The organism is Rubinisphaera margarita (assembly GCF_022267515.1).
Lineage (GTDB): Bacteria > Planctomycetota > Planctomycetia > Planctomycetales > Planctomycetaceae > Rubinisphaera > Rubinisphaera margarita.
This window is the reverse complement of sequence record NZ_JAKFGB010000022.1, coordinates 337,501-363,577: the sequence shown is the minus strand read 5'-3', so window position 1 is coordinate 363,577 and position 26,077 is coordinate 337,501. Positions and strand designations below refer to the sequence as shown.

The following is a 26,077-nucleotide window of genomic DNA, read 5'->3' as shown; positions in this document are numbered from 1 at the left end:
GAAGACGCCAACACGACGGCTCGCACGAAAGTCGCGGATATTGTCGTCACCGATGACGCAATGGGTACGAACACCTTGAGTCTGACGGGCGCAGATTCAGGTCTCTTCGAGATCGACGGAACCGAACTGTTCCTGATCGCCGGAGCATCGCTCGACTTCGAAACGAATCCGGCTCTGGATGTGACGGTGCGTGTTGATGACAACACGGTTGGTGGTACGCCCGACGACACGACTCCCCTGACCATTGCCATCACCGACGTGAACGAGTTGCCGACGATTCAGGTCACGAACGTTACCGCGACGATCTCTCAGAATGTCGACACGACCAGCCGCGTCTTCGTCGAAGAGTTCGTCGTCTCGGATGTTGATGCCGGCCCGCATAACAACAATGTGACACTCGTCGGAGCCGATGCTGGCCTGTTCGAAATCATCGGCAACCGGATCTATCTGATTTCCGGAGCCAGTCTCGACGCGGGGACCAACCCCGTGCTCGATGTCTCGGTTCAGCTGGATGATCCGGGGCTCGGTGCTGGAGCCGAAGCAACGATTGACATTTCGATTGATGTGAAGGATCCGAATGCGAATCCGCTGCCGGCTCTGCCGACAAGTATCACCGGCTTTGTGAATGAGAACCTGTGGCTCACGAGCCGGGATGGTAACGGCAATTACGACACGGCTCTGGCTTCGGAAACGCCGTTCCCGGATGGCCACATCGCGAACTCCTTCCAGGGAGATTTTAACGGCGACGGCCGCGAAGACATCGCCTTCCAGATGACCAACGGCGAGGTCTATGTCGGGACGTCCGACAACCTCGGTAACTTCGCGTTCACACTCTGGACCACTCTGCGAATGAGCGGCGTGAAGACCCTGCAGGTCGGCGACTTCAACGCAGATGGGCTGACCGACCTCGTGGGCGTCTACGAGTCCGCGGGCGCTGCCCGACTGTGGGTTTACGAGTCGACCGGCACGTCGTTCATCTCCGATGAATATGGCACCTATGCCAGCTACGGCGATGTCCAGACCGTGCTCGTCGGGAACTTCGACGGCGTGAACGGCGACGATCTGGCGATCATGAATTCCACAGGCGTCTGGTGGGTGGCCAAATCGGATGCCGCCGGCACCCGCTTCCTGTATGGAACTGCCTGGGAACGATGGGACGCGACGCGAACGATCACCGACATTCAGGTTGGCGATTTTAACGGAGACGGCTCCGACGACATTCTGGGTGTCTTCACGATCCCAGCCGTTGCGACGCAGCGGTCGATCGTCGTGGGACTGTCTCAGGGCAGTGAGTTTGACTCCAGTGTCTGGCGGCGCGCCACCGTCATCGGAACACTCGACGCAGTGGTTGTCGGAGACTTCGACAACGATGACAACGACGACTTTGCTCTGCTGATCAACCAGCAGGACTGGATGGTCGGGCTGGCCGATCCGGCAAACGTCCGGTTCGGATACGCTTCGTGGGGAACCTCGACCTATACCGGGAACGCTCAGAACATCGGCATCGGCGACACCAATGGCGACGGTCGGGCCGATATCTTCCTGCGTGATGCCGGCAGCCGATGGCATGCCGTGGAATCGAGCGGTTCGAGCTTCGCGACCCGTGAGATCGAACAGTGGTCTTCGACAGCCAACTGGCAGCACGTGAAGTTCGGCAGCTTCGGTCCGGCTCCGATCGCACCGTCTCCCGACTTCGAGTCGTTCGGCGACGCCGAGTTCCTCGATCTGCTCAACGGGGTTTAATCCGCAAGCTGAGTCGATCCCCGGCGAATGAAAAACAGCACGCCGCCCTTTGATTGGGGCGGCGTGCTGTCGTTGAGGCCTGCTGTAATCGAAACGCTGAGCCGGACAGTCAATCGTCCTGATTTGTCACTTCGGCGAAGATGACGATCGTTTTTGATTCAGCGACCCATTTGAATTTGAGCCCCACGTTTTTGAGCATCTCAGTCAACGCATCGCGAAGTTTGACGCCTTCGATCTTGCAGTCGATTGGCGTTCGCGGTTCGACCCCCGCGGCTTTCAGACTTTCGAGATCGAGAGCGACGCTGTAACGCGGATGTTTATCGAGGATGCCCACGGCTTCATCCAGCGGCGTACCGAGAAACAGGAGCTGGACTTCGTCGTCGAGAGGGTTCTTCGGTTCGGCTTCCGCCGGAGTCGCGGCAGTTGATACGGCCAGCAGGAATGCGTAAGCGAGCCATCGGGTGACATTCGCCGACATGAGAATTTCCTCTCAAAGAGCCAGAGAGACGGGACACTGTATCGTCCCCCGGTTTCGTTCCCTGTCAATAGGCTCACCAGCCCCGGCTAATGGTCATGGCTGAGGCAAGTCCACTACAGATACTCTTCAAGCCCCTGGGCTTTCAGCTGGTCGATAAGTTGCTTGACCGCGTTCTCGTCGCGTTTATCGGCGACGAAGGTGGCATCAGGCGTGTGGACGACGATGCAATTATTGACGCCGAGCGTGGTGATGAGATGATCGCCAGAACTGCGGATGACGCAGTCGCGGGTGTCGAGCCCGAGGTGGCGGCCGACAACGGTGTTGCCGTCGCTGTCTTTGCCAAGCAATCGATGTAACGCCTGCCAGCTGCCGACGTCGTCCCATTGAAACAGGGCTTCGACGACGGCGATTTTGCGGTACTTTTCGAGGATCGCATAATCGATGGAAATGGCCGGGCTTTCCGGAAAACAGCGGGCCAGGACTTCGGGATAGTCCGGAGTGCCGAGACTCTGGCGAATTTCATCGAGTGAATCAGCGATTGCCGGCTGCAGTTGTCGGATGAGGTCGAGAATCGTCTGGGCTTTCCAGACAAAGATGCCGCAGTTCCAGAAGAATGTCCCCTGCTGGAGATATTCCGAAGCCGTATCAAAGTTCGGCTTCTCGCGAAAGCTGCGGACTTCAAAGACCGACGTCTTCGCTTCCACAGACAGCCGTTTGCCGCGCTCGATGTAGCCGAATCCTGTCGAAGGGAAATCGGGGACGATGCCAAACAGGGCGAGACGCTCTGGATCACTCTTCACCAGGCTGACAGCGGTGCGGACGGCTTCATGAAATCCGGACACGGGTTGAATAACGTGATCAGCCGGCATGAGCAGCATGATCGCATCGGGATCCTGAGCGAGCAGGTGAATGGCTGCCAGGCCAATACAGGGAGCCGTGTTGCGGGCGGCTGGCTCGCGGAGCACGTGAGATGGTTCGACTTCGGGCAGTTGTTCGGCCGTTGCTTCGGCCTGAAGCTGATTGGTTACGATCCATACGGAGTCTTGGGGAACGAGCCCCTGGCATCGATCGACGGCCTGCTGGATCATCGTGCGTTCTCCCGCCAGATTCAGCAGCTGCTTCGGCAGGGAGGTGCGACTTAGCGGCCAGAAACGGGTTCCGCTTCCGCCCGCCATAATGACTGCATGCAACATAACGGTTATTCCACTGAGGATCGGCTATCGACCGGCGACTCCACCGGGCTCAGTAAACACTAGCATGTACACCGGCAGGGGGCCGAGAGCAATTTCATCGGAGGGAGGCTTTGCTCAACCACCGATCGAATGCATCGCCCGGTCAGGCTGCAGAAAGCGAGCCGTATTGATCTCGTGACCTTCTTTCTTGGCGGAAATACTCTGCTGCACCGCAAGGACGAGATCGTCGTCGCTGGCGTCGCTCCGCAATAATGATCGAAGATCGGTCTCTTCCGTGCTGAAGAGGCAGTTGCGAATCTTGCCGTCCGCCGTCAGACGAAACCGGTTGCAGTGGGCACAGAAGGGGCGGCTGATCGAGGAGATGAATCCGATCCGTCCGCGTCCGTCTTCAAAACCGTAGGCAACCGCCGGGTTCGAAGGGGCGTGATCGCCGAGCGGAACCAGCGGAGCGATCTCCTGCTCAAGACGTTCCAGCATGGTTTCGGTCCGAAGAACCTTGTCCCGTTCCCAACTTCGTTCGGCATCGAGCGGCATGTACTCGATGAAGCGAACTTCGAGACCGGATTCGCGGGACAGCATCGCCAGCGGAACGAGATCCTCTTCGGTCAGTCCGCGAATGGCCACGGCGTTGAGCTTCACGTGGAATCCCGTTTCCCGGGCCGCTTCGATTCCCGCGAGCACCTGCTCCAGCGAATCCCGACGCGTCATCTGCTGGAACCGGTCCCGATCGAGCGTATCGATACTGATATTGAGCCGTCGGAGCCCGGCTGCGTAGAGAGCAGCCGCTTGCTGAGGGAGTAGGATGCCGTTTGTGGTCAGCGCCAGATCGTTCAGCCCTGGAATCGTCGCGAGCTGTTCGATAAGGCGTTCCAGATTCTGTCGAACGAGAGGCTCGCCTCCAGTGAGACGAATCTTACGGATCCCGCAGTGGCCGATCATCACCCGTACGAACCGGGTGATCTCTTCAAAGGTGAGAACTTCCGGCCGAGGCAGATACTGCACATTCTCCGCCGGCATGCAGTAGAAGCAGCGGAGGTTGCAGCGATCCGTCACGCTGACGCGGAGGTTGTCGTGAACCCGTCCGAAGGTGTCCTGAAGGACGTGAAGAGTCATAACTGCTGGTCCGCAGTGAGTCACAGAGAGAAGGCGGCGCGAAGATGAGCTGAGATCATTCTACGAAGGAACGAGGTCCGCTGCCACGTGCGTCCTGAAAATGAGGGGCAGCCGGCCCCAGAGCGGTTCGGTCGGCGCATAAGAAAACCCTCGACGAGCAACTCCATTTTCGCGCTGTAGCAGAAAAACTGATTCGCAGAGTGGGTCAGGCTGCTTTCAGGGGACCAATTGCTACAGAGTCGCGGCTCGTTCGAGGGTTTGGCTGGTTTTCACATGATTCCAGGAAAGGACATGCAGAAGAAGTGATTTGCAATCGCCGTGCCAGACGCGCCACTGTCTGGGTGGCGAGCGAGGTTTAAAGATTGATGATGTTCGTAAGGCATGTGTTCGTAGTCTGTTGTGGTGATCGTTGTTTTTGTGGGTGGGGCTGGTTGCAATCGTGTCTAGCGCGCTTTCGGCGCCGAATTCCGTGTGTCGGCGCCGAAGTTCTGGGGCAGAATGTAAGGTGGCGTCTTGTTTCGGCGCCGAGATCGGCGCATGATAGAGATGAATTTTGGCCGCCGACTCGTTCAGGAACGCTGGCAGCATGAAGACACGAGATCCGATTTACTACCGATTTGTTGCCGGGACGACTCTGGTGCTGCTGGCGGTTTACTGCTCAGCGGCTCTGTTCTATGTCGCCACCAGCGGGGACATTGGAATTCGTTGCCTGTTGACGAGCGAGTATTCCGGAGAGCCGGGCGTTCCGATCCGGCAGGTCGAGTCGGTTCCCTCGGAGCAGCTCGGAGGGTTGCCGCATGGATTTGGCGTTGCCCCTGAAGTCGGAGACCATGTCGTCGAGATCAATGATCGTCCAGTACACTCTTTTGCTTCATTCTCGCAGGCGATGGCGAGTCTGCGTCATGCCCTGAGTTCAGATCCCGGGTACGACGGACGCGTCGAAGGGGCCAACCCGGTCGATATCGATCGCTACGCCTCGCTGCCGCCGGTCATTCTCTATGTTTCCCCGAGGGCCGAAGGCGGGGCGGAACGTCCCGAGACCGTTGCGGAGAAGAAAGCGTTTCAGGCGAAGTACGTCCGCATCCGTTTTGTCGACAAAGACACGGGCAAAACCGAAGAGGGTTGGCTGATGCTGCGGCCGCTCCCGGCGCTCGAGGTAGTTCTCTCGATCATCTGGTGTCTGCTGGAGTTCGCTATTTTCGCTCTGGCCGCGCTATCGTTCTGTAATCGGCCCAGCGATCCGGCCGGTCGGATGTTCTTTCTGCTGTCCCTGCTGACACTTCCGGCGTTCGTGGGCGGGTATCACTGGTGGCTGATCGCCTCGAGTCCGGGGCTGACCTTTCCGTTTGTGTATGCCGCGGTGCTTTTGCCGGTGGTAACGCTGGCGTTCTTTCTCAACTACCCGACAAGAAGCGACTACATCCAGCGACATCCCATCGGGAGTCGGGTGGCGATGTATGCGGCACCGGGTCTGATGCTGCTCGTCATGACGTTCTTCCTCGTGCGGGCCTATTTCGTCCAGGACGCGCAGGCATCGGTCGCGGTGACCCAGACCCTGCTGGTGTGGCTCCGTTGGGTGGTCGACGTTTACATCATGGTTGCTCTGGTTTACTTCGCCGCCAGTGTGGCGGTCGTGTTCCGACGTTACCGGTCCTGTCAGCAGCCGGCGGAACAGAAACAGCTGCAATGGATCCTGGGAGCCGCCTGCCTGGCGCTGCCACTGGTCCTGTACACGGTTTACCTGGCGTTTGAAGACCGGGTCGGGATGGCACTCGGTCGCGGTCGAATTCCGATGGTCATCGTGAGTCTGTTGTTTCTGACGGCTTATGCAATCGGAATCGTGCGGTATCGTCTGATGCTCATCGATCAGATCATCAGTCGCCGCGTGCTGTATCTGGCTCTGACGCAGTTGTTGACGGTGGCTTACAGCCTGATGATCGCTGTGGGAAGTCTGTTGACGGTGTATCGCGGGATGAGCGTTCCGGAACAGATCATTCCGCTGGCGATTATCCTGACTCTCGGAATCCTCGCCGCCGGCTGGATGCGCGACCGTGTCCAGGAGGCACTCGACCGCCGTTTCTTCCGCGAGAAGTATCGGCTCGACCGGGCGATGCATCAGATGAATACGGTTGTCGCCCGCGTGGCCGATGTGCGAGCTTTGGCCGAGCATATGCTGCGGTCCTGCCGTGAGGTGTTGCAGGTGCGGTTCAGCGCCTTGTATCTCCGCGATGCGCGCTCGGCACAGTTTGAGCTGGTCGCAGCCGTGAACGGTCAACAGTTACCGTCTCGCATTTCACTCGATGAGCAGTCCGATCGCCAGTTGGAGCAGGAAGGATCGTGTCAGCGAATCGGTTCGGCGGGACGATCTCAAATGCCGTCCCTGCAGAAGTTGCATCGCGATCTGAACTCTCAGCTGATTCACGGTTTCGAAGTCGACGGCCGGCTCTCGGGACTCGTGATCCTCGGTGCCAAGGCGTCAAGCACGCCGTACACCGCTGAAGATACGACGTTCGTTACAGCGATTGGGCAGATGACCGCCGTGGCGCTGCAGTGTGTTCGCGTTCAGCAGAACGTGTCCCGCCTGGATGGGATGTTGCAGGAGAAGGTGAAGAAGATTGAGACGCAGGAACGTCAGCTGGCGATTCTCAGGCAGCAACTGAATTCACAAACGCAGCCGGTGGCTCCGGCTGATGAAGAGTCGACTATGCCCGCATCGTCGTTTGATCGGGGCAAGATTCGTGGCAACAGTCCGGCGATCCTCAGTGTCCTGGATTCCGTTCGCAAGGTCGCTCCGAGCGAGACGACCGTTCTCATTCGTGGGGAAAGTGGCTCCGGAAAAGAACTGCTCGCTCAGGCGATTCACGCCAACAGCAACCGCAAGGAGAATTCGGTTGTAAGCGTGAACTGTGCGGCTTTGTCGCCCTCACTGCTGGAGAGTGAGCTGTTCGGGCACGTGAAAGGAGCCTTCACAGGAGCGTATCGCGATTCCGCGGGGCGCTTTCAGATGGCCGACAAGGGAACCCTGTTCCTGGATGAGATTGGGGATCTGCCGCCCGACGTGCAGGTCAAGCTGTTGCGAGTCCTGCAGGAACGTAAGTTCGAGCCGGTCGGAAGTCGCGACTCCATTTCCGTAGATGTTCGGTTGATTGCCGCGACGCATCAGAATCTGGAAGAACGGATTCGTACGGGATTGTTTCGGCAGGATTTGTACTACCGCCTGAATGTGATCACGCTCACACTGCCTCCGCTGCGTGATCGCAAGGAAGACATTCTGGAGTTGAGTCTCGAATTCCTGAAAGAAGCTGCGGAGAAGTCCCGGAAGTCGATGCGCGACATCGATGATCTCGCGTATCGGGCGCTGCTGAATTACGACTGGCCGGGCAATGTGCGGGAGCTTCACAACGCCATTCATCGAGCCGTTGTGCTCGCGGAGACCGATTGCCTGCTGCTGGAGAATCTTCCGGAGGAGGTCCGCGAGGCGGTCAACGATGAGGAACAGCTCAGCATCTACGAAGCAGCCGAAAGCAAACCTCGGTCAAAGGCGAGCAAGCCGATTGTCGTCCCCACGAAGCCGCTGGTCATTCCGGCCGGTTCCACAGGCGAAGACAGTGAGATCCGGCAGCTGAAGTCGGCTCTGGCCTCGGCAGATGGCAACAAAGCCCAGGCGGCCCGGCTGCTCGGCATGCCGCGAAGTACGTTTTACAGCAAGCTGAAAAAGTACGGGATCTGAGATGACGGGTTCAGCCCTGGAACGGCCAGATGAGCGGGATCAGGGCGATGCTCGCCACCCAGATGATCAGGCTGAGTGGGCCGCCCATGCGGGCGAAATCACTGGCCCGATAACCGCCGGGGCCGTAGACCATCAGGTTCGTCTGAAATCCATGTGGGGTCGCAAAGCAGGCCGCGGCGGAAATCATCACTGCGATGGCAAACGGAGTCGGGCTGACCCCAAGATTCGAGGCTGCTTCCAGGGCGATGGGGAAGATCAGCATTCCAGCCGCCTTAGCGGTAATCAGGTTTGTCATCACCATCGTGATGCCATACACGACCGCAAGCACGATCAGCGGTGAACTGCCGGCGCTGGTAATCACACTACTCGCGAGAAGTGATGCGGCTCCCGACTGGTCCATCGCTTCTCCCAGTCCGATCCCCGCTCCAATCGTGACGAGAATAGACCAGTCGATACACTGGCGGGCTTCCGGCGGACGGACGCAGCGGGTCAAGACCATCAGCACCGCGGCGAACAGGGATGCTTTCAGCATTCCGAACTCGAGGATCGTCGCCGTGATGATCATGATGCCGAGAATGACCTGAGCCATCCACGCCTGTTCATGGCGCAGCGGCGAGGAGTCTTCCACGCGGCTGACCAGGAAGAAATCGCGGCTGTTGCGATGCGTATCGGCAAACGAGGGGTGCGCTTCCAGAAGTAACGTATCACCCGGGAGAAGGACAATGTCTCCGATCTTTCCCCGGATGCGATGGCCGTTTCGCGAGACGGCAATCACGACCGCGTTATAGAGCGTGCGAAAATGCATATCGCGGATCGTCTGGTTGACGACCGGGCAGGTGTTGGAAACGACCGCTTCGATCAGGCAGCGTTGTGAGCGGGGACTGTCGAGTTTGAAGACCTGATTCGTGGCCGGTTTCAGTCCCGCGATTTTCTGCAAATCCTTAATCGACTCCACGACCCCGACGAAGATCAGGCGGTCGCCTTCCTCGATGCGACGTTCGGGAGAGACAGCCGGAATCAATTCGTCATCGCGGGCGATTTCCATCAGGTAGAGCCCGGGTAAGGATCTCAGGCCGGCTGCTCCAATCGATTTCCCGACGAGCGGGCTGCCCGGTTCGACAATCATCTCGATCGTGTATTCCCGGGGGTCATCGAACTGTGTTTCCGCGGAAACGCGGTCCGGAAGCAACCAGCCGCTTGTCAGCAGCAGAAACGCCAGGCCGATTACAGTCAGCGGCAGGCCGATCCAGGTGATTTCGAACAGTCCGATAGGATCGTATCCCGCTTCTGCAAACCAGCCGTTCAGAATCAGCGTCGTGCTGGTTCCGAAGATTGTGCAGGTGCCGCCGAGGATGGTGGCGAAACTCAACGGGAGTAGAAACTTGGAGACGGAATAGCCGCATTTCTTGGCCCAGTCGTTCACGACCGGCATCAGCATCGCCACGACCGGCGTGTTGTTGATGAACGCGGAGAGCAGGGCAGCGGGGAAGATCAGTCGAACCAGACCGGTCGTCGCCGATTTCGGATGCCCGAGCATGCTCTGGACGACCTGATTGATGGCCCCCGTCTGATGGAGACCTTCAGCGACCACGAACAGAATGGCGACGGTGATCAATCCGGGATTCGAGAACCCCTTCAGGCCACGATCGACATCGACGACGCCGGAAAGCAACAGGAACGAGAGTGCACCGATGAGGATCAGGTCCGGACCAATCCGAGATCGGATCATCGCAATGATCGATCCGAGCACGATCGTCAGCGTAAAGACGATTTCCCAGGTCATCCGGAACGGCCCTTCAGTTCGTCAGAAGAGAGATGTGTGCGAATGTCAGTGGCACTTACGACACACCCACTGCGGCCAGTGCGGCAATGATTTCGTCGTGCCCGGAACCGTTGCTGACAACCACGCCTCGATTCTCTTTCAGAGTCGAGCCATGCGTGAACTCCAGCGGCTTGCCTGTCACGTCCGTAATCGTTCCGCCCGCTTCCTCGACGACGAGTACTCCACCGGCGTGGTCCCAGATCTTTTCCTGGTAACCAGGACGAGTCGGTAAACGGAGGTAGATATCAGCTTCCCCCCGGGCAACGACACAGTACTTGGCCTGGCTGTCGAGTCGGACAGGATCGGCTTTGATGCCCAGCCGACTGGCGACTTCAGCCGAATCGTTGTGCGAGCTGTGTCCCGATTCGACAGATTCGCAGAACCGCTTTTCCGACATTTTGGTGCGGGAACTGACGCGAACCGGCTCGGGATTGAGCAGGGAAACCAGCGAACGAACAGTCGCGCCCTGGCCGCGAACAGCAGCGAAAACGAGTCCGCCTCCTTCCGGGGGCGTGTCCACATCGGCGCCCAGGTTCGGGCAGCCCACGGCGGCTACAGTCACAACGCCATCGACGATCAATGCGAGAGAAATGGCGTACTGCTCGCGACGCAGAAAGCCCTTGGTTCCATCGATCGGATCGAGTGTCCAAAAGCGGTCGCAGTGTTCTTTCTGAGAGCAGCGATCGACCCAGTTGAAGATGGCCTCGTCGGAAGGATTGAGGTCCAGACGGATCATCTCATCGTGAATCGCCTTAAGGAAGCCGGCCTGTTCGGGCTGCCGAAGTTCGGCGGCGTCTTCTTCTCCGATGATGGCGTCATCCGGGAAATGCGTTTCCAGGACGCGGGCGACCAGTGCCTGGGAGCCGAAATCGGCAATCGTGACCGGACTCTTGTCCTTCTTCTCCAGCACATCGGGAGCAATCCGCGAATTGACCGAGCGACACAATTTGGCCGCCTCGGCGACTGCCTGAAGCGCGACGTCCAGCTCGCGCGAGAAATCTTCAGCCATGCTCCATCCTTCTCCTGCTTCCAGAACCGTAACTCTTTTCCATGTAGGGGAAAACAGCCCGGAGTATAGCGGGATCGAACGGTATTGTCTTGCTTGGTTCTCTCTGGAGGAGAGTCGGGATGGAGGCCGGGAAAAGACCGTTGAGCGATTGTGTTGGCGCAAAACCCGGGCTTCACTGGATTTTAACATCGTGTTGATGCGTCGTTCCCATTGGAGCCTAGGATGTCGCTCGTCGGGACACATCACCACAAGGGTGATTGACTGAGCTTCGGAAGGGACACGGGAAGGAAGTCTGCGGTCCGGGAGCGGATTCTCATTAATGCCGAATCCAGCCCGGTTCCGTGAAGCCCGACAGAGTTGTCAACCTGGTTCTGGACGACGCCAGGCCCCACCAGACGATTTTTGGTTTATTGTCTCGGCCTTCACAAACCACACACAAACGCCGGATACCGTTTCACCACACAAGGCCGGCAACTGGTTCTGCCCTCAAGGAAACGATCGAGCCTGTCAGGAAGTTTCTGGCAGAGTGTTTTCAGAGGGCGCGGATAACGGAGACATTCTTCAAGAGCACTTTGAGCTATGGCGGTTGCCCAGTGAGTCCGACGGTTTGTTCGCAGATCGAACCGGGCTTCAGACACTAACTAAAGACCACCGCCTTCCTGAGTTCCTCGAGAAACCATGTCTCCTTTGTTTGATAGATTTGCACGGATGCTGAGGGCTGCGAGATGCCCGAGAAAATGACGATCCAACGAGCTTGCCAACCAAGTATACGGCAGATCTGAGAGATCGTTGGAAATCTTCGCCGGAAATGTTTTCCTCGGCGAAACCCTGGACGACGGAGAGCAGGAACCCGCGGGTTTGACCTGCTTTCATGTGTCCCCCCTTTTTGTTGGTCATCGCAATGTTTGCGGTGATGTTTCATTGTTGTTCTCTGATTTTTGGAGAAACGCACTTATGAAGACTCGTTCCCTGAAGCGAGCAGGTTTTACCCTGATCGAACTCCTGGTGGTTATCGCCATCATCGCCATCCTGGCTGCCCTGCTGCTGCCAGCCGTCCAGCGTGCTCGCGAAGCCGCTCGTAACACCCAGTGTAAGAACAACCTGCGTCAGTACGGCATCTCGATGTTCGTCTTCGCAGATTCCGATCCTAAGGGTCGTCTCTGCACCGGACAGTTCGACTACCTCCGCGATGGTTGCCCGGACACCTTCGGCTTCGTCGCCGACATGGTCAACCAGGGTGCCGGTTCCGGTCTGGAACTGAACTGCCCCTCGAGCCCGTTCATCGTCAACGAGAAGTTCAACGAACTCCTCGGTGGTGACACGACCGGTTCCAACACCAAGATCCCGACCAGCGGTCACGCTCTCTCCTTCCGCCTGACCGAAGGTGCCTGCGGCGACTTCGACGATGCTGCCATCTCTGGAGCTGCTAACACCACGCTCCGTGGTAACTACGTCGTGACCAACTTCATCGAAAAGGGTTACGTCACCAACTACGCCGCTTCGTGGTTCCTGTCCCGCACCGATGCAATCACCGCTCAGGACGGTACGATCTCCGGTTCTACTGGAGACGCTGCCTGTAAGGGTCTGCTGGGATCACTCGGCCCGATCACCATCAGCAAACTGGATCAGGCTGACGCTCCGACCTCCGCGATTCCTCTCCTCGGCGACGGTGGTCCTGGTGACATCGGCGAAGCCACTCTGGCTGTCACGCTCGGTAACTTCGCTTCCGCTGGCGATCGTATGGCTGAAGCAGCCAACGATGGTCCGGCCTTTGTTGAAGCTGGTCCGAATATCGAACTGCTCGACACTCCGAGCTCTTCGATTCAGTGGGCTCCGACCGACGGTGTCGCTTCGACGCTGCTCAACGATCGCCTGCCTTCTCCGAACGACTTCTCCACGACGGTCAACTCTGTGGTTGTCGATTCCGCAACGACTCCGGCCGACTGGAACACCGCTTTCGGTGGCGACGACGGCACCCTGTGGATGCAGGACACTCGCGACTGGTACGCCATCCACAGCGGTCAGGTTAACCTGCTGATGGCTGACGGCTCGGTCAAGAACTTCAAAGACCTCGACGGCGACAACTTCTTCAACCCCGGCTTCGGCATGAACGGTGGTTCGGAATCTGCTGATGGTTACACCAGCAACCAGATCGAACTGCCTCACTTCGAGTGCTACAACGGTGGTTCGCTGTTCCAGACTCAGCTGGTCAAAGGCAACTTCGAGTAAGCCTCTTGAGCTGACCTGCTGATTGAGAATCCGGCCCGGGGGAGTTTCGAACTTCCCCGGGCTTTTGTATTTTACAGGGGCCAGTTCGTCTCTCTGACTTTGCCCGCATCAATGCATCGCCCCATTGTTCTCGCTGTTTGTCTCATCGCCTTCTGGACGGTGCTGGCGTACCTGAATTCATTCTCGGGCACGTTTATTCAGGATGACTATGAAACGCTGCTGAACGGGTGGGATCTCTCGCTGTACTTCAAACCGGTCAATGTCTTCACCGATCAGCTGAATACCCGCGGCTTCACGATGTTCACATTCGCTGTAAACAGAACGTTATTTGGATCGGCTGCGTTCAGCTATCACATCGGCAGCCTGACGATTCATCTGCTGGCCAGTCTGATGGTGTTCGATGTCGTCCGGCAGACGCTGACGTTGTACCGGTCGCGAGGCGACAGGGAAGCTTCCGAACCCTTCGCCGAACAGATCTCCCGCGGCGATTTCTTCATCGCGCTGGCCACAGCTCTCATCTTCGCGGTCCATCCTCTGCAGTCGCAGGCAGTGACTTATCTCTCGCAGAGAAGTGAATCGTTGATGGGGCTGATGTACCTGGCATCTCTCGCCGCCATGATTCGCGGCTTTCATTCGACGAATTCGCTGACCCGGCCCGGCTGGCTGCTGCTCTCCATTGTCTGCTGCGCCCTGGGCATGCGTGCCAAGGAAGCCATGGTCGTCGCTCCGCTACTGATTACCTGGTACAGCCTGGTCTTTCTTCCGGTCGGAAGTCGTGCCGCCTTTCTGAAGCGAGTCCCGTATTACGCGCTTCTCTGGGCGACGATCTCACTAAACAGCAGTTTCGCGCAGATCCGACCGGTGCTTCCGGAAGCGCTGGGGGAATCGAGTGAAGAGCGAGAGGTTGAAGCTGACTCCTCGAACGAGGAAACCAACTCGCAGGAAGCCTTTTCCCAGAAGGGAGCCCGCCTGAGCCGGTGGGAGTACTTCAAAACTCAGCCGGGGATCATTCTCACGTACGTGCGGCTTGTTTTCTGGCCGAACGATCTCTGCTTTGACATGGGACACGTTCAACCTCCAGCCGACTGGGTATTCTGGTCGTCAGCCGCGATCCTTTCCCTGGCGTTTCTTGCAACAGTAATCGCCGTGTTCGTGGCGCCCGCCTGGGGGTTTCTGGGCGTCTGGTTCTTCATCAATCTGGGGCCGCGCAGCAGCTTCATCCCGTTGGAGAATCCGTACTTTGAATATCGGATGTACTTGCCGATCCTTTCGATCCTCGTGCTGTGTGTCATCGGCTTCGACAGGATGATTCGTCGGCTGCAATGGGATGTTCAAACGAAGACAGGCGTTCGTATCCTGGTCACGGCCGTCGTGGTTGTTGTGCTGACCGGTCTCACTTATCGGCGGAATACGCTCTATGCGAATCCGACCCTGTTGTGGCGAGATACCGTTGAGAATGCGCCCTGGAATGGGCGGGCCTATACAAATCTCACGCGAGGATTGTTGCTGGAGGGCTCGGCCGAGGCGTTGGAGGACGCCGTAAAGTTCGGCGAGCAGGCGGTCGCACTGAGCCCCTCGTCGGCCAAGGCCGCCAATATGTACGGGCTTGCTTTACACCGCACGGGCAATATCGAGGAGGCGAAGGAGCAATACCTGCGAGCCACGCGACTTGATTCAGAGCTGATGCATCCCTGGCTGAATCTGGGAAACATCTACAGTCCGACCGATTCTGAAACGGCGCTGGCGTATTACGCCCGGGCTCGACAACTGGCGCCGAATGACCCGGCGGTCGTCACCAACTATGCCTCGACGATGCTGTATCGCGGGGAGCAGACCTCAACCGCGATTCAAATGCTGGAGCAACTGGCAGCGGGTCGACCCGACCATATCGACTCGCGATACAATCTTGCGTTCTACCTCGTGCGGGAAGGGCAGTATCGGGAAGCACGGCCGCTGGTTGAAGAGCTGCTCCGTCTCAGTCCTGGCGATCAACGTTTCCGCGATCTTCAGGACTCGATCGAGCAGAATTCAGCTGGACGCTGAACGAATGCCATTTGTCAGTCGAGAGAGATCTCTTCGATTGTCGAGAGAATATCCTCAATCGGAACCGTGAGGGTGTCTGTACGACCGGCTCGGGCGATGTTCGCTCCGATCAGTTTTCCATCGAGACTGACCAGCGGGCCTCCACATTCATCCGGATGGAGCAGTGTGTCGTGTTGCAGTGCGCTGCGGAATCCGGATCGCCGTGCGCTGACATCACTGCCAAAGCGATTCATCATTTCCTGACGATCAACCAGCATATTCCAAGAGGTGCCGACACGAATATCGAACGTCACCGGTTCGCCATCCCGAAGTGCGCTCAACAGGAACCAGTCCCCCGGTTCGAGTTCCGCAAGAACCTGCGACAGACGGCGTCGTTTCGTGACCGGTTCGTTCTCGTCGTCCAGAATAATGTCGCCCGATTTCAAGCCGGCTCGCGAGGCGCCGCTGTTGGCGAACACTTCCTTCACCGTCAGGCCGCCGTCCGCCTGGTCGACCGTCAGGCCGACGTATCCGGATGACGAAGCAATTTTGCGGGGCAGGGCTCCGAGGACGCCCACACCGAGCGGCAACTCGTCGGCATAGCGGAGTGAGACCACCCATTGCCCGGGCTTCATATCTCGAAGATACTCGATCGGGGGCGAGCTCCAGTCTTCGGGCATCTCGCAGCGGAGATAGACAAGGTCCTGACTCTTCTCGTAATGCAGAAAGCGAGCCGGCTGCCAGCGGTTTCCCGACAGACGGCAGCGAAAGGCGTCACTGCGGGAAGCGAATTCCCCGAGCGAACTCGCTTTCACGACGCAGATCCCCCGACGAGAATCAACAAGCGTTCCCGGGGCTTTGACGGCTTCATTGATCTCGGCTTCGATCGCCAGGTGGGCGGCATCGGCCACGACCTCGCGGAATGCCAGCTTCAATAATTCCCCGTGCCGCGTCAGGGTGATGTCGAGATCTTTCGCCTCGACCCGTGCGGGAGCAACGGAAACGATCAAACCAAAGCTGAGACCGATGAGTGTCAGAGCAAACCGCTGAGACATGGATAACCTCCTCGTCGAGATGGGAAACGTTTTTATTCTAGGGCAAACGTCGACAGAAAATCGAATGATATTTCTCTCGGAGGAAGAGATCGGGCCCGAATGGAACTCGAGGCAGTCCATGGCTGTGCGTTGTATTCCACGAGAAAAGGGTGTGAATCCCTGAGGAATTCACACCCTTTTATTAAGTTCGACAGGCTGTCAGTTTCCTAGAACTCACCGACAACTTCGCCGCCCTGCTTGGTGCCGAGCGATCCCCAGACACCGTACGGGCTGGTACTGTTCGCACCACCACCCGGGGGGCTGGCATTGGCATCACCAGCGTCGATGTTCTCGCTGATGAAACGGACAGAACCATCGGCAAGCAGAACCTGGACACCGCCGGTGTGTTCACTTGAGGCAGTCAGGATCGAAGTCCCGTTGTCCGCGTTCGGATTCGTGCCGCTGGAGCACGACGGAGAGTTCGGGGCCATGATCGTGTTAAACCCACAACGTTCGGCCTGACCATCCCAGAGAGAGTTTCCGTGCTTGGCCTTCACGCTCACGCCGGCGTTGAACTGACCACTCGAGACAGTGGCATCACAGGCTGCTGGGGTCAGCGGAGTGACACCGTTCGCGATGCCCTGGCGAACCCAGTTCCGGTTTCCAGTCGTTGTCACGCCCGACTCGGCTCGTACGTGCTCACTCAGGGCGACCGTGTTGCTCAGTCCGTCGACAATGTCGCGAAAGCGGGTCGACGTGTTTCGGCCGAACAGACCGCGGACGTTCGTCGAGTTCAGGTTGTTGGCGTTGTCGCCCAGGCAGAAGACGTAGCTGTTGGACTTCGCATCGGACACATTGTAACCCGGATCGGACGGGCAGAGATACGTGCTGATGACGACGTTGTTCCAGGCCGGCCAGCTTTCCCAGCCACCCGGTCCACCCGGCGAAATCGGAATGCTTGCGTCGCCAGCAGAGATCAGATCGAACAGAGCAGGCTGTTCAATGAACGGCAGGATGGGATAGAAGCCACTGAGTCGTTGACAGTTCCCGTTACGACGGTTGCCGCCCAGAGACGTCGAAACGGATGTGCAGGAGTTCGTCCCTCCCGATCGGTATGGCAGCACCCGATAGGTGTCGTGGTAGTTGTGCAGTGCCAGGCCCATCTGCTTCAAGTTGTTCTTGCAGGAGCTGCGGCGGGCAGCTTCGCGAGCCTGCTGCACGGCAGGCAGCAACAGTGCGACCAGAATGGCGATGATGGCGATCACCACCAGCAGTTCAATTAATGTAAACGCGTGCCGCGAACGGCGTAGTCCCTGAGTCATCAAAGAGCTCCTTCAGAGGCCCGAGAAGAGAAGAATAACCAGAATGTAGTTGGGAGAGTCCGGCGAAAAGTGGTGCTGCCCGAGGGGGACCACGCGCCGAAAAGGCTTCCTGCGAGGAAGTCTCTGCATTAGCAGTGAGGGATAGGTGGACTCACAGGGGATAATAGATAACCGAGTCCTGATGTCGACCCCAAACCGCGATTGCCGGCGGAGTTTTTCGCGGATTGGAGAGATCGGTTGGTCAGTATGGGCGGATGTTTATTGTGTATTTGCCTGCAGGATTGTGCGAATCCCGAGAATCGAAACGTCCGTCTGGCTTGAGGGAAATTGCTGTCCGAATCCCCTAAGTTCGACCGCATGTCGCACTTTGGCATCATATGATTGCCTAGTTAATCCCCGGACACAACGCTAGGGCTTCGTATGGCGGTTACATCAAATTATCAAAGCGTGGACCAGTACTCGGACCGGCAGACAAAAACTGCAATGCGGATTCTGGATACCCTGGATCGCAGTGAGTCCCGGCTGATCGACCATTACACGCAGGTGCGCAATCACAAGCGGGCCAGCTGCAGGAAGATCATCAATATCCGGATTCCTGTCCCTGGCGGCCAGCCGGAAGCTTTTTCGGTGTACATGCGCGATGTTAGCGCCAGTGGAGCCGGATTTATTTATCCCGGCGAAATTCAATCCACCGAGATCATGGTCGGAATTCCGATCCCTGGAAAAGACGACACCTGGTTTCAGGGAAAAGTCGTCCGCTGTAAGGAGTTCATGCAGGAAGGATTCTGGGATTTCGGCGTGAGATTCACCGACCGACTCATCTGATCGTTCGACCGGAGAACCCGTCCATTATGCGGACGGATCCGTTAACGCTTCCAATCAGCACCCTCATCACTCGGCGACCAGAGCCTCAGCAAACGTCTGGGGCTCGAACAGCTGCAGATCGTCGATTTGCTCGCCCACGCCGATGTACTTGACCGGGATGCCCATCTTCTGACGAATGGCCACGACAACGCCCCCTTTGGCCGTCCCGTCGAGCTTCGCCAGGACAAGCCCCGTCGAGCTGATGACGTCGGTAAACTGCTCCGCCTGAACGATTCCGTTCTGACCGGTTGTGGCATCAAGAACGAGCAGGCTTTCGTGCGGCCCTCCCGGAATCTTGTTGCCGATCACGCGACGAATTTTCTCGAGTTCCTGCATCAGGTTCTTTTGAGTCTGCAGGCGGCCCGCTGTGTCGATTACAAGAAAATCGGCTCCCGTTTCGAGAGCACGTTCGCAGCCGGTGTAAGCGACACTGGCCGGATCGGTTCCACTGGGACGAGTCACGATTTCGCAGCCAATCCGCTCGCTCCACATTGTCAGCTGTTCAACCGCGGCTGCGCGGAACGTATCTCCGGCCGCCAGTACGACCTTGTTTCCGGCTTTATGCAGTAAATTCGCCAGCTTAGCGATCGAAGTCGTTTTCCCGACACCATTTACGCCAGCGACCAGGATCACGGTCGGGCCGGACTCGGCTCGATTAAGCGGCGAGAGCGGATCGTCTGGATCCCAGGTGACGCCTTCTTCTCCTTCAAGCAGTGACTGCAGCTTCTCGCGAACGGTGGTCCAGATCGCATCGACGTCGACGGTTCGACCTTTGTGGTTTTTTCGCAACTCTTCGACGATGGCCATCGAAGCCGTCACGCCCATATCCGATTCGACCAGCCGTCGTTCGAACTTCGACAGATGCTCTTCGGTGAGAATTTCCCCCGACCGGAACAGGTCGCGGACATCCGTATTCAGAACCTTCGAGGTCTTCTGCAGTCCCTGCTTCAGCCGATCAAACAAGCCCATCGCGGAGCGTACCTTCCTCTCTGAAAACCAGTGCGGTCCGAATGACGTTCATTCGTTCCGCTGGTGGTGATTACCAAGTCCAGCCGGGATTATAGATGGACGCTGCACCGGGGGCCAGCAGCGAAAATTCGGGCCTGAACAAGCTATTCGGGCAGGCGGATCCGGCCAAAGGTGACATTGTTCTTCAGCGAAGAACTGAGATACAGACACCAGCCGTCGTCCAGATACGTCCAGCCTTCCAGTTCATCGACCGGCCGCTGCAGATCGCAAGGCTGACTGTAACTGAGTTCGCCCGCCTCGTTCCAGGTCGTGAAAGTGAGCCGGTAGCGTAGACCCGCGATCTGATTCTGAATCAACGCGAGTTGATCCCAGTCGTCGACCCATTCCATACTTTGGACAAAAGCTCCGCAGGATTCGCTGCTGACCAGCACGCCGGGGGCGCTGGCCCGGGAAACGACCTGGAGCCGCTCGGGATCGTACAATCGGAGTTCGTTATCGGTGTCGCCGTAATCGGATGTCGCGATGAGCCAGCGTCCTCCGACTTCGACAAACTCAGGCCGCGTCCCGTTGCTGGCCAGATCATCGTTGACCATGTTCAGAATGGCGTTGTCCAGATTGCCGTCCCGTTTGGCTTGTTCCCAATCGATCGCGAAGATTGTTCCTCGCTGATTGACGGTATCTCCGAGAAAGGTTCCGTACTTCGGATGATGCGTGAGTCCGGTCGGATGGGGAGCGATATCTTCTCCATTCCGGGTCAGCCGGATTTCGACTCCCGTATACGTCAGCTTCTGAGGGGAATCGACGTCCCATTCAAACTCCCGAATGACGCCGGTTTCGCCATCCCCATAGAGATAGACTTTCCCCCCGTGCTGGAAAACTCCCTGACCGTATCCGATTCCTTCGGCTGTCATCCGGTGCTCCGCTGGAAGCAGGCGATTGCACGAATCCGTCGGCGGCTCAGCTGCGAGCAGTGTGTGCGAAATGCCGAGAACCAGAGTGGCCAGCAGCAACGAGTTCATAGCGGGCACTCGAGTGGAGTCTGGCATCGTGGTTTCCTTCTCAAGCAGATTGCTCTGCGGCAGGGCGGCCGGCGCAGAATCGTATTGTCGTGTGAAACAGGGCACTGGACACGGGCGGTATCGGCTTCATCGAGAGCCAACTGTTCTAGCGATCGAGGTGAACCTCATACGGACCGATCGCGGGATGATCGAGGAACCAGTCGGCCGGTCGATTCTTGAGTTTCTCCTGATCCCGTTTTCTTTCCCCGGCGATCTGTTCGAGCACCTCGTCCGATTCCGGGAAACGCCCACGGTCGTCGATCTCGTCCTGCCACTGTGCCAGTCGGCTGGCGAGTTTCTGCTTGATCTCCTGATGAGCCGGATCATCGGCGAGATTGTTGATCTCCCAGGGGTCGTTTTCGAGATCATACAGTTCTTCGGCCGGACGGATGGGAGCCGTCAGAACAGCGGGTGGTCCAGTCAGCTCATTGCGGTCGTGCAGATAGTGCAGCAAGCCGACGATTGGATACTGCGTTTCCTTGTAGTGATTGAACTCGAGGAACGGCGTTTCGGGGTTCTTGTTCTTCAGGTAGCGAAAGCGATCGTTCCGGACCGTGCGGATATGAAAGAGGCTTTCATCGCCCCGATCGCGTCCGCCAAAGATTAGATCCCGCGGCTGCTCGGCATTCTTGCCCAGGAGAATCCGGCCCTGCATGTTGGCCGGCTTTTCGACGCCTGCCCAATCGAGAGTCGTCGCACTCAGGTCGATGGAAGCGACGAGTTGTCGCGTCGATTCGCCCCGCGTGTAGCCTTTCGGTTCCGGAAAGCTGGAGTTCTCCGGCCAGTAGATGATCAACGGAACGTGGAGGCCACTTTCGTAGGGCCACTGTTTGGACCGGGGCATTGCCCGACCATGATCGGCAAGGAAGACGACAATCGTGTTCTTGTCCAATCCGTCCCGCTTCAGCAGATCGAGAATGAAACCGACTTTTTTGTCGACCGCCATCACGGTGTTGAGATACTGAGCCCAGACCGCACGGACCACAGAGTGATCGGGATAGTAGGGCGGAATCTCGATCGTCTCAGGATCGGCCATCTTGTCGATATGCTCGTGCGAGGTGTTCCAGGCTCCACCCCGGTGAGTCTCCGAGAAATTGATCTGGGCGTAGAACGGCTGGTGGCTCATGAGGTCCGCCCAGTCACTGGTATCGAACGGCTTGCCGTCGTAGTTGAAGTTCCAGTCCGTTTTGCCTGTTCCCTTGTAGAACTTCGCCTCCTGTTTGTCGTCGGTCAGCTTGCGAAGATTGCCCGTGTAGTAGCCGGCCGGGCGGAGCCAGTCCGTCAGAACTTTCACCCCTTCCGGTAACGGATTGTCGCCCTTTCGGTGCGATCGATGGTTGTGCGCGTCGATCGTCATCGCGTACATGCCGGTCATGAAGGAAGACCGACTCGTCGAGCAGACCGGAGTCACTGTGTAGGCGCGCTCGAACCGCATGCCGCGACTGGCCAGATCATCGATGACCGGAGTCTGAACTCCTGGGGTGCCGTAGCAGCCCAGGTCGGTCCCCATGTCTTCGGCGATGATCCACAGAATGTTGGGCCGCTCTGCTGCCTCCGCAATCGAAGTGAATGCCGAAAGGACGAGAACGCACAGCAGCGTTCGGCACGAAAGAAAGCTCATGCGAAACTCCTCAAGTTCGAGCAGCACCTGATGTCAGCCGATCGGCCATCGCGGACTACGATCGCCGATCAGCAGCAGACCCATTTCACCGGCTCAGCGGATGTTGACGAATTTCTGATACGTCTCGGCAACATCGGCGGCCTTGGTGTCACCGTCGTGAACGTAAAGGCCATAGCGGAGATTGAGCGAGTCGCCCGGTTCCAGGGTCACTGGGGCCGCTTCGTTCTCCCCGTTGGTGTATTTACTTTCGCCGAAGGGATTAACGGCGAACAGTCCGTAGGCACGAACGTGATATCGCGACGGACGGAAGTTCTTCGGATCGTCGAACAGGCTCACACCGACCGTTTTGCCGTCGACTTCACCGTAGTAGTCGACCCAGGGGGATGTTCTGCCCCAGGCTTCTTTTTCCCCTTTCGCACCATCAGCGTTAACGATCTCTCCGCCGGAAAGACCCCGCAAGGCGTGAGCCACGCGGATCGCGAACAGCCCTTCTTTGGTGTCGCCGAACGTCACCGACTTATCGATAGCCGACAGTGTGAGATCACAGGCAATGATGCGGTCGGGAGTGATCGTGTAGACCGACGTTTCCTTGATCAGCGGCTTTTCGTCGGCATCGAGCCAGTGGTTCACCACCTCGAGGACGGATCCGTGAACCCGTTTGTTGCTGTTAGGATCCAGCTTCCGCAGTTTGACCGAGACGTTTTCGATCCGGTTGCCTTCGTGCCAGTAGTTCAATCCTTCGTTGACCGTGTCGATGGCGATCCAGAGTCCCTTGTGATGGAAGTGCCCCATCCCGGTTTTCGCATCGTTGCCCTGTTCGCCATCTTTGTTGAAAACCTGTTCGCGAACGACGAGCGTTTTCCCCGGGGCGTAGATCGGATGAAAATAAGGCTTGGCCTGGGAATCGGCGTAGTTGAACGTCGTGAAGTGTTCGCCATCAATGCTGAAGACGACCTTCTCTCCTTTCTGCACAACCTTGATTTCAGCAGCCGAAAGGGCTGTCGTCGCAGTCAGAATCAGCAGTCCAGCCAGAGCCGTTCGGAAAGATTCGCTCAGTTTCATCAGTACCCCCGAGGTGAGAGATTGGTAGGTCGATTCAGAGAAGGCGTGGCGGGAGCTCGCAACGTCGCCGTGACCACAAGGGCCACAAACAGCGTAACGAACCGATCAGCTGATTCCAATGGATGGACGATCAGGCGATCATTCCGGCAGCGGCTGTGTTCCCAGCGTGCCGACGAGCGACTTCAGATAATCGGGCGATTCAATTTCCGCGAGACGCCGCTGGACCCACTTCTTCCGTTCGTCGACATTCAGTCGCGCAGCGACGGTCTCACTTCCATCGGTCTTGCCCCACTCTTCCAGATAGTCAAGATGGCGCTGCATCAGGCTGGCTTCGACCTTCTGCCGAGCTTCAAGACGCTCGGTATACCAGTCGCTGTTCAGCAGATACTCGCGGGTGAACATCTTTCGGAACTCGGCGTCGTTGACCTTCAAGCCGTTTGCATCTTCTCCCCTGGCCATGATCGTGACCAGCGACTGCAGTGGCGGACAAAGCTGTTCGTAGGTGCCGTCCGCAAGATACTGCTCAGCCACCTGGCGATGAGCTTCGCAGATGTATTTCACGCCGTCGTAGAAGGCTTCCTCGTCCTGAATTTCCGGCTTGAGAATCTTCTCGTCGAAGACGCTGATCGGATGATCGAAGATGCGGCCAAAGTAATTACGAACGAATCGTCGTGTAATTCGATAACCGAGCCGGGAAACGGGGATCATCTCGCCGTTGTACTCGACATCTTTCATTTTCTCGAGACTGTTTTCGGCCAACAGATAATCCGGATCCCGCTCGTGTGGTTCCAGTCGACACCAGACCTCGGGAACAAGCAGACTGACATCGTGATCGACCTGGACGTCGGGACCGATGTGGCCAGCTGCCGAAGAGAAGACTTTCAGACCGGTCAGCAGGTAGCTGACAAGAGCCGCGTTCAGGTCCGACGCATACCGAAGCATGTTGAACGGCCCCTTCGTCAACGCGCCTTCGCTGCCGAATCCGGTCGTCGACGGGCTCTTTCCTGTCAACGAGCAGATCAGATCCATGAACAGCTCGGGCAGTTCCTGGTAATGGATCGGATTGTAGACCGCCAGCGAACGAATTCCGGCGGCTTTGTCCGGGGGATTGTTGCGGCGACCCATCAAGACACTGTGAACCGGGAACGGAACCGAATCGCTGATGGGAATCTTCCGATAAAGCCGCATGCCGCGTTCCGCCACGTAGCGGGGAAACGGATCGGTCATATCCGGTCGAGCCTGGAGATATCGGGGGTTCTTACTGACCGCTTCGCCAATTTTTCGCGGATTGGCCGAGCAGACCACGAATTCGGCATCTTCATCGTGCAGCATCGAGTTCAGCAGATCCTGCATGGGCTGGCTGAACGCGTCGAAATCAACGACATGATCGGCCATCCGTTTGATATCGTCCCGTGTCAGCGGCTGGAAGTTGGAGATGAAGTTTGAATACCCCGCCAGATCCGCTTCGGCCTGTTTGTCGAAACCGCGATGAATCGCTTCGTCCGGACGCTGGAACAGTCGGAATTCACAGTTGATGAGGAATTTTACACTGTCGTGCGAATCAGCTTCCGAAAGGTGCTGGACTTCCCGGGACGGAACCACGAGTGAGACGGAAATGTCGTCCTCAGTCTGAATCTTGGCCGCCGGCGAGAAATCCTGTCGAAGTTTGAACGTTCGCCAGGTCCGCGGGGGCAGAAAGCCGACCCGCAGGTAGGTCCCAACCAGCATTCGATCGCGGAATTTCAGCTCGTGTCCCGGCTGACCGTTGATAATGTCGACGTTGAACTGGGTCTTCCAGTCTTCGGCCCAGTTGCCTTCCTCAAATCGCTTGATGATGAAGAGCATCGACAACAGGTAGTCGGGAATCTCGGCGAGCCAGTTGTTGTAGTCGTCGGTGTAGTCAGCCGAAGGGGTCAACAGCTTGATCACACTGCCGAGTGATCGCTGCGGGCCGAAGATTGGTCGCGACTTGCGGCCGGCATAATCGGGCTTCGCTCCAATTCCCGGTCGCCAGCGCTTGTCGAAGTCCGGTTTGTTGATGATATCTTCGATCCGTCGGAAATCGTCTTCGAGATTCGAGACAAACAGCGGACCGTAGTGCATATAGTCGACAAGCGATTTACTGATTTCACTCTTGCCGCCTCCGGAAACCGTACACGGTTTATGGCAGAACGTTCCTTCGGCCACAGTCCCGATGAGCCGCCAGCTCGGAGCCTGCGGATGCTTTTCCATGCGGACCTGATATCCGCTGGGCGCCATATAAACTTTATTCGGCAGCAGCGGAATCTCGTGTTCCCTGCCATCGACTTGCCAGTGAACCTTCTGACCCCGAAGCGTCGCCGAGGCATCTTCTGGAATGTAGATCAGGTTTGGAAAGATCTTGTCGATGCCGTAGCCTTCCGGCTGAACATCGATGAAGTCCGAATATCGCTCGACGACGTCCGAAAATCTCTGCCCGTTGTACTGGACGCTGTTGGCCTGGAACTGTTCGCCAAGACTGTAACTGCGGAATGCAATGGCACCGCCGGCGTGCTCTTCCTCGCCGTTGCCGTAAAGGTTGGTAGCGTAGCTGACCTGGGTTTTGACTTCTTTCTTGCAGTAACCAAAGTAGTTGTCGGCAATCAGAGTAACGACCACACCTTCTTCGTTGCGGCAAGTAATCTTGAACGGCGTGCCATCGTTGTATGGCTCGTCCTCTTTTTCCCAGCACATGCCATCACGTTTCTGTCGCTCCGTGGCATCGCTGATGTGCGGCAGTCCAACCTCCTTCTTGGTCAGAGAAGTCAGATGTGGAGCGAGGATGACGCA

Annotated in this window: 17 protein-coding genes (1 of these 17 cut by a window edge); 5 read left to right on the top strand and 12 right to left on the bottom strand. The window is 57.7% G+C overall.

The genetic code is table 11. The features are described 5' to 3' along the window. A partial coding sequence (locus tag L1A08_RS22675; RefSeq protein ID WP_238758881.1) for an FG-GAP-like repeat-containing protein occupies nucleotides 1-1,743 on the top strand: 1,743 nt, incomplete at its 5' end. Between the two features lie 109 nt (nucleotides 1,744-1,852). Here L1A08_RS22675 and L1A08_RS22670 read toward each other — a convergent pair. The 3 genes from L1A08_RS22670 to moaA form a co-directional block, all read right to left on the bottom strand. Next, nucleotides 1,853-2,221 carry a hypothetical protein gene (locus L1A08_RS22670; protein WP_238758880.1) on the bottom strand — a complete coding sequence of 123 codons (369 nt, stop codon included), beginning with the start codon at nucleotides 2,219-2,221 and terminating at the stop codon, nucleotides 1,853-1,855. A gap of 113 nt (nucleotides 2,222-2,334) precedes the next feature. Further along, nucleotides 2,335-3,414 (bottom strand): mannose-1-phosphate guanylyltransferase, encoded by a 1,080-nt coding sequence (locus L1A08_RS22665; RefSeq protein ID WP_238758879.1) that lies wholly within the window; start codon nucleotides 3,412-3,414, stop codon nucleotides 2,335-2,337. Between the two features lie 114 nt (nucleotides 3,415-3,528). Beyond that, a complete protein-coding gene (moaA, locus tag L1A08_RS22660; protein ID WP_238758878.1) occupies nucleotides 3,529-4,527 on the bottom strand; it encodes a GTP 3',8-cyclase MoaA in 999 nt (332 codons plus the stop codon). A gap of 586 nt (nucleotides 4,528-5,113) precedes the next feature. Here moaA and L1A08_RS22655 point away from each other — a divergent pair. Then, on the top strand, nucleotides 5,114-8,257 hold the full coding sequence (locus tag L1A08_RS22655) for a sigma 54-interacting transcriptional regulator (RefSeq protein WP_238758877.1): 3,144 nt from the start codon (nucleotides 5,114-5,116) through the stop codon (nucleotides 8,255-8,257). Between the two features lie 10 nt (nucleotides 8,258-8,267). Here L1A08_RS22655 and L1A08_RS22650 read toward each other — a convergent pair whose 3' ends face one another. After that, nucleotides 8,268-10,040 carry an SLC13 family permease gene (locus L1A08_RS22650; RefSeq protein WP_238758875.1) on the bottom strand — a complete coding sequence of 591 codons (1,773 nt, stop codon included), beginning with the start codon at nucleotides 10,038-10,040 and terminating at the stop codon, nucleotides 8,268-8,270. Nucleotides 10,041-10,095: 55 nt separating this feature from the next. Further along, nucleotides 10,096-11,088, bottom strand: coding sequence for a 3'(2'),5'-bisphosphate nucleotidase (locus L1A08_RS22645; protein ID WP_238758874.1), 993 nt, complete (start codon nucleotides 11,086-11,088; stop codon nucleotides 10,096-10,098). Nucleotides 11,089-12,042: 954 nt separating this feature from the next. Here L1A08_RS22645 and L1A08_RS22640 point away from each other — a divergent pair. Then, the gene (locus L1A08_RS22640; RefSeq protein ID WP_238758873.1) at nucleotides 12,043-13,317 is read left to right on the top strand and encodes a DUF1559 family PulG-like putative transporter; all 1,275 of its coding nucleotides are present in this window, start codon (nucleotides 12,043-12,045) and stop codon (nucleotides 13,315-13,317) included. Between the two features lie 111 nt (nucleotides 13,318-13,428). Next, nucleotides 13,429-15,360 carry a tetratricopeptide repeat protein gene (locus tag L1A08_RS22635; RefSeq protein ID WP_238758871.1) on the top strand — a complete coding sequence of 644 codons (1,932 nt, stop codon included), beginning with the start codon at nucleotides 13,429-13,431 and terminating at the stop codon, nucleotides 15,358-15,360. Nucleotides 15,361-15,374: 14 nt separating this feature from the next. On the opposite strand, the gene L1A08_RS22630 is transcribed toward L1A08_RS22635, so the two are convergent. Together L1A08_RS22630 and L1A08_RS22625 are read right to left on the bottom strand one after the other, a co-directional pair. Then, nucleotides 15,375-16,394 (bottom strand): PDZ domain-containing protein, encoded by a 1,020-nt coding sequence (locus L1A08_RS22630; protein ID WP_238758870.1) that lies wholly within the window; start codon nucleotides 16,392-16,394, stop codon nucleotides 15,375-15,377. Between the two features lie 206 nt (nucleotides 16,395-16,600). After that, nucleotides 16,601-17,695, bottom strand: coding sequence for a DUF1559 domain-containing protein (locus L1A08_RS22625; RefSeq protein WP_238758869.1), 1,095 nt, complete (start codon nucleotides 17,693-17,695; stop codon nucleotides 16,601-16,603). A gap of 483 nt (nucleotides 17,696-18,178) precedes the next feature. Between L1A08_RS22625 and L1A08_RS22620 the strand changes: the two genes are divergently transcribed. Continuing rightward, complete coding sequence (locus tag L1A08_RS22620; protein ID WP_238758868.1) at nucleotides 18,179-18,520, top strand: PilZ domain-containing protein; 342 nt, start codon at nucleotides 18,179-18,181, stop codon at nucleotides 18,518-18,520. A gap of 66 nt (nucleotides 18,521-18,586) precedes the next feature. Here L1A08_RS22620 and ftsY read toward each other — a convergent pair whose 3' ends face one another. The 5 genes from ftsY to L1A08_RS22595 all read right to left on the bottom strand — a co-directional run. Then, nucleotides 18,587-19,528 carry a signal recognition particle-docking protein FtsY gene (ftsY, locus tag L1A08_RS22615; RefSeq protein WP_238758866.1) on the bottom strand — a complete coding sequence of 314 codons (942 nt, stop codon included), beginning with the start codon at nucleotides 19,526-19,528 and terminating at the stop codon, nucleotides 18,587-18,589. Nucleotides 19,529-19,671: 143 nt separating this feature from the next. Next, nucleotides 19,672-20,574, bottom strand: coding sequence for a hypothetical protein (locus L1A08_RS22610; protein WP_238758865.1), 903 nt, complete (start codon nucleotides 20,572-20,574; stop codon nucleotides 19,672-19,674). A gap of 118 nt (nucleotides 20,575-20,692) precedes the next feature. Next, complete coding sequence (locus L1A08_RS22605) at nucleotides 20,693-22,207, bottom strand: sulfatase family protein (protein ID WP_238758864.1); 1,515 nt, start codon at nucleotides 22,205-22,207, stop codon at nucleotides 20,693-20,695. A gap of 93 nt (nucleotides 22,208-22,300) precedes the next feature. After that, nucleotides 22,301-23,269 carry a DUF6807 domain-containing protein gene (locus L1A08_RS22600; protein ID WP_238758862.1) on the bottom strand — a complete coding sequence of 323 codons (969 nt, stop codon included), beginning with the start codon at nucleotides 23,267-23,269 and terminating at the stop codon, nucleotides 22,301-22,303. A 138-nt stretch (nucleotides 23,270-23,407) separates the two neighbouring features. After that, a protein-coding gene (locus L1A08_RS22595) for a hypothetical protein (RefSeq protein WP_238758861.1) crosses the window boundary here: on the bottom strand, nucleotides 23,408-26,077 show its 3' portion. The gene runs 843 nt beyond the window's last position; 2,670 of the gene's 3,513 nt are visible here — the last part of the coding sequence; its start codon lies off the right edge, out of view — the gene reads right to left on this strand; its stop codon occupies nucleotides 23,408-23,410.